This is a genomic window from Pseudoxanthomonas koreensis (assembly GCF_010093225.1).
Taxonomy (GTDB): domain Bacteria; phylum Pseudomonadota; class Gammaproteobacteria; order Xanthomonadales; family Xanthomonadaceae; genus Pseudoxanthomonas; species Pseudoxanthomonas koreensis.
On record NZ_PDWM01000069.1, the window covers coordinates 1 to 5,643 of the forward strand.

General features: G+C 70.2%; 6 protein-coding genes. 4 read left to right on the forward strand and 2 right to left on the reverse strand.

Features of this window, described 5'->3' with window-relative positions; all coding sequences use genetic code 11:
* Positions 1-152: 152 nt before the first annotated feature.
* Together CSC64_RS13605 and CSC64_RS13610 are read left to right on the forward strand one after the other, a co-directional pair.
* Complete coding sequence (locus CSC64_RS13605; protein ID WP_162435871.1) at positions 153-779, forward strand: DUF47 domain-containing protein; 627 nt, start codon at positions 153-155, stop codon at positions 777-779.
* Between the two features lie 11 nt (positions 780-790).
* A complete protein-coding gene (locus tag CSC64_RS13610; RefSeq protein WP_162435872.1) occupies positions 791-1,912 on the forward strand; it encodes an inorganic phosphate transporter in 1,122 nt (373 codons plus the stop codon).
* A 66-nt stretch (positions 1,913-1,978) separates the two neighbouring features.
* On the opposite strand, the gene CSC64_RS13615 is transcribed toward CSC64_RS13610, so the two are convergent.
* The gene (locus CSC64_RS13615) at positions 1,979-2,389 is read right to left on the reverse strand and encodes a hypothetical protein (RefSeq protein WP_162435873.1); all 411 of its coding nucleotides are present in this window, start codon (positions 2,387-2,389) and stop codon (positions 1,979-1,981) included.
* A gap of 42 nt (positions 2,390-2,431) precedes the next feature.
* On the opposite strand from CSC64_RS13615, the gene CSC64_RS13620 reads away from it, so the two are divergent.
* Complete coding sequence (locus CSC64_RS13620) at positions 2,432-2,806, forward strand: MGMT family protein (RefSeq protein WP_162435874.1); 375 nt, start codon at positions 2,432-2,434, stop codon at positions 2,804-2,806.
* Between the two features lie 78 nt (positions 2,807-2,884).
* The gene (locus tag CSC64_RS13625) at positions 2,885-3,535 is read left to right on the forward strand and encodes a rhomboid family intramembrane serine protease (RefSeq protein WP_162435875.1); all 651 of its coding nucleotides are present in this window, start codon (positions 2,885-2,887) and stop codon (positions 3,533-3,535) included.
* A gap of 76 nt (positions 3,536-3,611) precedes the next feature.
* Here the strand turns inward: CSC64_RS13625 and CSC64_RS13630 are convergent, their stop codons facing one another.
* Positions 3,612-5,615, reverse strand: coding sequence for a M13-type metalloendopeptidase (locus tag CSC64_RS13630; RefSeq protein ID WP_162435876.1), 2,004 nt, complete (start codon positions 5,613-5,615; stop codon positions 3,612-3,614).
* Between the last annotated feature and the right edge of the window lie 28 nt (positions 5,616-5,643).

Consider the following 5,643-nt stretch of genomic DNA (forward strand, 5'->3'; position numbering starts at 1 on the left):
CCGTCATATGTGTATAAAGAGCCAGGCACGGGGGCATCTTAGCAGAGCCTCCCCGCAGGGCCGCGGCGCCGGGCCGGGTTCCGGGCGCCGCCGGGGGCTGTCATAATTCCGCCGCATTTGGCCGCCCCTCCCGCGGCGGCGGACCTCCCTACATGTTCTCCCTGCAGACGATCTTCGGCTCCGGCAAGCAGTTCTTCGTCCTGCTGGACGAGGCGGCCGAGGCCGCCCACGACAGCGCCAAGGCCCTCTACCAGATGATGAAGGCCTCCGACCGGCAGCCGGCGCTGGACGCCTTCAAGCTGGCCCGCCAGCGCGAGCGCACCGCCTCGGAGAAGATCGGCAAGGCGCTGGTGGACAGCTTCATCACCCCGATCGAGCGCGAGGACATCGAGGCGCTGGGCTCGGCGCTGTACAAGATCCCCAAGCAGATCGAGAAGTTCGCCGACCGCTACTCGCTGGCCACCCAGCACCTGGCCCACATCGACTTCGCCCCGCGCGCGGCGATGCTGGAACAGGCCGCGTCGGTGGTGGTGGAGATGGTGCGCGAGCTGCGCACCCTCAACATCGACCGCATGACCGCGCTCAACGAGAAGCTGCGCGCGATCGAGAACGAGGCCGACCGGCTGATGCTGGAGCTGTACCGGGACATCTACTCCGGCCGCCTGGACCACATGCAGATGTTCCTGCTCAAGGAGTTCTTCGAGATCCTGGAGAAGGCGATCGACCGCTGCCGCGAGGCGGGCGTGGTCGCGTACCAGATCGTGTTGAAGAACAGCTGACGGTCGCCGCCATGCTGACGCTTGTGCTGGTGGTGATCCTGACCGCGCTGGTCTTCGAGTTCATCAACGGTTTCCACGACACCGCCAACTCCATCGCCACGGTGGTGGCGACCAAGGTGCTGTCGCCGGGCGCCGCGGTGTCGCTCGCCGCGGTGATGAACCTGGTCGGCGCGCTGATGGGTACGGCGGTGGCCGCGACCATTGCCACTGGCATCGTCAACACCGAGGTGGTCGAGGCGTCCTCGCAGGTGATCCTGTGCGCGCTGCTCGGCGGCATCGGCTGGAACCTGCTGACCTGGTGGTTCGGCCTGCCGTCCTCGTCCTCGCATGCGCTGATCGGCGGCCTGTGCGGCGCGGCGCTGGCCGCCGCGCACAACGACTGGGCCGCGCTGGTCTGGTCGGAGCCGGTCGGCAACTGGGCCCAGAACAAGGGCCTGCTGTGGAAGGTGTTCCTGCCGATGGTGACCTCGCCGGTAGCCGGCTTCGTCCTCGGCGTGGCGGTGATGGTCCTGCTGTGGGCGATCATCGCCGGCATGGCCCGCGCCGGCGGCGTGCTCGGCCGGCTGGCGCGGCCGCGCTGGGTCAACGCCTTCTTCGGCAAGGCGCAGATCCTGTCGGCCGCCTACATGGGCTTCGCCCACGGGCACAACGACGCGCAGAAGACCATGGGCATCATCGCCCTGACCCTGATCGGCGCCGAGGCTGCCGGCACCCTGGACGAACTGCCGGGCTGGCTGTCGTTCCTGCACCCGGGCGAGGGCGGCGGTCCGGAGATCGCGATGTGGATCGTGCTGACCTGTGCGGTGGTGATGGCCGCCGGCACCGCCTCGGGCGGCTGGCGCATCATCAAGACCCTGGGCCACAAGATGGTCAAGCTGCACCCGATCCACGGCTTCGCCGCCGAAACCAGCTCGGCGACGGTGCTGACCGTGGCCGCGCACTTCGGCATGCCGGTGTCGACCACGCACAGCATTTCCACCGCGATCATGGGCGTGGGCTTCGCCAAGAACCCGCGTGCGCTCAGGCTCGGCGTGGTCGAGCGGATCATCTGGGCGTGGATCCTGACCATCCCGGCCGCGGCCGGCGTGGCCTACCTGTTCTTCTCCGGCATGCGCGCGCTGGGCTGGACTTGAGGCGTAGGGAGAAAAGGGGACGGAGGCAATTAAGCGCGCGCGCTTAATTGCCTCCGTCCCCTTTTCTCAAAGCAGGTCGCCCTCGGCCGACAGGGCGCGTTCCATGCGGTCGCCCAGGCCGCCGATCTCCAGCACCAGGCGCTCGATCTCGGCCGGCGTGAGGCCCTCGTAGGGGCGGTTCTCGCACAGCTGCAGGTAGGGCACGCCGTCCAGTTCGCCGATCGCCAGGTAGCCGACGCTGCTCTGCCAGTTGAATACCAGCGCCCGGCGCGCGTCGATGCCGGTCGTCGGAGCGATCACCGTGCTGACCCGCAGCATCGGCCGCTCGTCGTCGCCGTCCAGTTCGGAGACGAAGATCGACTGGTGGCGGCTGCCGCCTTCCAGCGACAGCTCCACGCAGGCGACATAGGGTTCCTGCATGGTCAGGCGGAAGCCGGCGGTCAGCAGGTGGCTGCGGATCTGTTCGAAATTTCGCATGGGCATTCCTTCGCGATCCCCCGCCGGTATGCTAGCCCGCTGATGGCCGCCGCGTCTGCCCGTGAGGAAAACGATTCCGCCCGCCGGATCCTGGCGGCCGTGCGCGCGATCCCGCCCGGCCAGGTCGCCGGCTACGGCGAGGTCGCGCGCCGCGCCGGCCTGCCGGGACGGGCGCGGCTGGCGGCGCGGGGGCTGGCCGGCGACGGGGATCCGGCGCTGCCCTGGCACCGGGTCCTGCGCGCCGACGGACGCATCGCCTTTCCCGAAGGCGCGCCGGAATGGCGGGAACAGTGCCGGCGCCTGCGCGCCGAGGGCGTGCACGTGGAACGCGGCCGGGTGAAGCGCGACCGCAGCGTGGAGGACCTGGATGCCGCGGTCTGGGGGCCGCCGCCACGCAAGAGTCGCAGCGCCGGCTGAAGGCGCGCCGCCGATGGCCGCGGGCGCGGCCATGGACGCCGTTATGATGGGCGCCCCTTTCCTCCGGAGCCACGCCGCATGCTTTCGCGACTGCCCCCCGCCAGCCAGGGACTGCTGATCGCCAACGGCGTGCTGTTCCTCATGCAGATGCTGCTGGGACAGGGCACCTTCGAGGCGTTCATGCTGTGGCCGCCGATGGGCTTCGACCCGTTCTCGCCGGGACAGAACTTCCAGCCGTGGCAGCTGCTGACCTACGGCTTCCTGCACGGCAGCATCGGCCACCTGCTGTTCAACATGCTTGCCCTGTACATGTTCGGCGCACCGCTGGAACTGACCTGGGGCACGCGCCGTTTCCTGGCCTATTACCTCATCTGCGTGGCCGGCGCCGGGCTGTGCCAGCTGGCGGTGGGTTGGTGGTCGCTGCGCAACGGTGGCGGCGCGTACCCGACCCTGGGCGCGTCCGGCGGCGTGTTCGGCCTGCTGCTTGCCTACGGAATGCTGTTCCCGAACCAGCGGGTAATGCTGCTGTTCCCGCCGATCCCGATGAAGGCGCGGACCTTCGTGATCCTGTTCGGCGTGGCCGAACTGGTGATGGGATTCACCGGCTGGCAGCCGGGCGTGGCCCATTTCGCCCACCTCGGCGGCATGCTGTTCGGCTGGCTGGTGATCCGTTACTGGCGCGGCCAGCCGCCATTCGGACGCCGCCGCCCTCCGGCCCGAAGGATGTAGGGCGCGGCTTGCGTTGCGGAATGGAAAAAGGCGCGGGTGACCGCGCCTTTTTCCGTCTTGCCGTCCTGCGGGGCGATCAGCGCCAGATCCGCACCTGGTCGGCCTCGGTGCGCTGCATCGGCGTGCCGGCCTTGCAGCCGTAGGCGGCGCCGAAGGCGGGCAGGTTGGACAGCGGCACGTTGCTGCGCAGCTGGCCGGGGGCGTGGATCTCCGCGCTCATGCGCTCGGCCGCGGCGTTCTCCGACACCTGTTGCGCCCACAGCTTCGACCAGGCGCCGAACAGCGGCTTCTGCGCGGCAGGCTTCGCATCCGGGTGGGCCTTGGCCCAGGCCGCAGCGGCCAGTTCCAGGCCGCCCTGGTCGGCCAGCGCCACCTCGCGCACCTGGGCGCCATTGACCTTGCCGCCCTTCACCCCGGGATAGGCCTGGGCCGAGTACTGCGCGGCCACGCGCTCGCCCAGCGTCGCCCACGCGGCGTTGTCGGCCGGGGTCCACCAGTTGCGCAGTTCGCCCTTGGCGCCGCCCTGCGCACCGCGGCCGTCGATCGCGCGGCCAAGCGGGGTGCCCCCCCGCGCGCCGTAACCGCCGTACACGGTGGCATCGTCGGCGACGTCGAACACCGGCGGCTGCAGCACCGCGGCGGGGACGATCAGGCGGTTCTGGGCGATGTCGTAGCCCAGCGCCGGTTCCTGCGGCAGCACGTCCCAGCGGCGGTCGGCGTTGCCCTTGCCGATCCGCTTCATCTCCTCGCGGTGGCGCCAGGTCGAGGCGATCAGCATGTTGCTGCCGAAGCTGCCGCGGCCCGTCGGCTGCACGGTGTAGTCCAGGTCGCGGCGCGGGGTGCCGACCTCGATCTTCAGCGCGGCCAGCTTGGCCCTGGCCTCGGCCTTGGCGGCCGGGCTGAGCCAGGCGTTGCTTTCCAGCGAAGCGACCAGCGCATCGCGTACCTCGTCGGCGACCACCGCGGCGCGACGGCGTTCCCCGGAATCGAGGTGGCGCGCGGCGTACTCGTGGCCCAGCATCGGGCCGGCGGCGGTGTTGATCGCATCGAGCACCTGCCGCCAGCGCGGCGCCGGCGCCGCCAGGCCCTGCAGCACCTGGCCGCGGAAGCCGTGGCTGGCGTCGCGGAAGCTCTTGGACAGGTACGGCGCCATCGCGTCGCCCACGCGCCAGGCCAGGTAGGCCCGCCACTGTTCCGGCTTGACCCGGCCGATCATCGCGTCCAGTTCGGCGAACAGTGCCGGGTCGGGCAGCGACACCAGGTCGTCCTTCACGCCCTGCGCGTCGAGGAACTCGCGCAGCTGCAGGTTGCGGTAACGCTTGCTCGCGTCGGCGACGGAAACCGGGGCGTAGTTGCTGAAGGGATTGTTGAGCTCGGCCAGCGACTGCGACTTGCGCGCGATCGCCGTCTCGATGTCGATCACCGCCTTGGCGTCGGCGTCCAGGCGCGCCTGCGGCGTGCCGGTCAGCGCCAGGATCTGCTTGACGTAGTCGCGGTAGCGGCCGAGCACGGCCTGGGTGTCGGCGTCGTTGCGGGTGTAGAAGGCCGGGTCGGGCAGGCCCATGCCGCCCTGCATGAAGTAGCCGATGTGCCGGTCCAGCGCCTTCAGGTCCACATCCGGGGCGAAGTTGAACACCACCGGGATGCCGACCTGGTGCAGCGCGGCGACGGTCGCCGGCACGTCCTTGGCCTTCTTGATGGCGTTGATCCGGGTCAGCAGGGTCGAGATCGGGCGCGAACCGTCGGCCTCGACCGCCGCCTCGTCCAGGCCGCTGGCCCAGAAATCGCCCAGCCGGGTCTGCACGTCGTTCTGCGGCGCCTTCATCGCCGCGTCGAGCAGTTCCCGCTGCTGGCGCAGGGCCAGGTCGTTGAGCTGGCCCATCGCGCTGATCGCGCCGGCATCGGCCGGCAGCGGATTGGCCTTGAGCCAGGCCGCGTTGGCCTGGCCATAGAAATCGGTGCAGTCCGCGCTGGCGGCCGGGGTCTTGGCCTTCTTGCGCTGGGCGTCGGCGTCGGCGGTGGAAACCATGGCGAGCAGGCCAAGGCCCAGGGCGAGGACGAGCGGGCGGGGCATGGGCATCATCCGGCCTCTTATACCCCTATCCAGG

Bases quoted from the DNA above. Each gene is read 5' to 3' on its own strand.
- CSC64_RS13620 (WP_162435874.1), top strand. From the start codon at position 2,432: ATGGCCGCCGCGTCTGCCCGTGAGGAAAACGATTCCGCCCGCCGGATC.
- CSC64_RS13605 (WP_162435871.1), top strand. From the start codon at position 153: ATGTTCTCCCTGCAGACGATCTTCGGCTCCGGCAAGCAGTTCTTCGTC.
- CSC64_RS13610 (WP_162435872.1), top strand. From the start codon at position 791: ATGCTGACGCTTGTGCTGGTGGTGATCCTGACCGCGCTGGTCTTCGAG.
- CSC64_RS13625 (WP_162435875.1), top strand. From the start codon at position 2,885: ATGCTTTCGCGACTGCCCCCCGCCAGCCAGGGACTGCTGATCGCCAAC.
- CSC64_RS13630 (WP_162435876.1), bottom strand. From the start codon at position 5,615: ATGCCCATGCCCCGCCCGCTCGTCCTCGCCCTGGGCCTTGGCCTGCTC.
- CSC64_RS13615 (WP_162435873.1), bottom strand. From the start codon at position 2,389: ATGCGAAATTTCGAACAGATCCGCAGCCACCTGCTGACCGCCGGCTTC.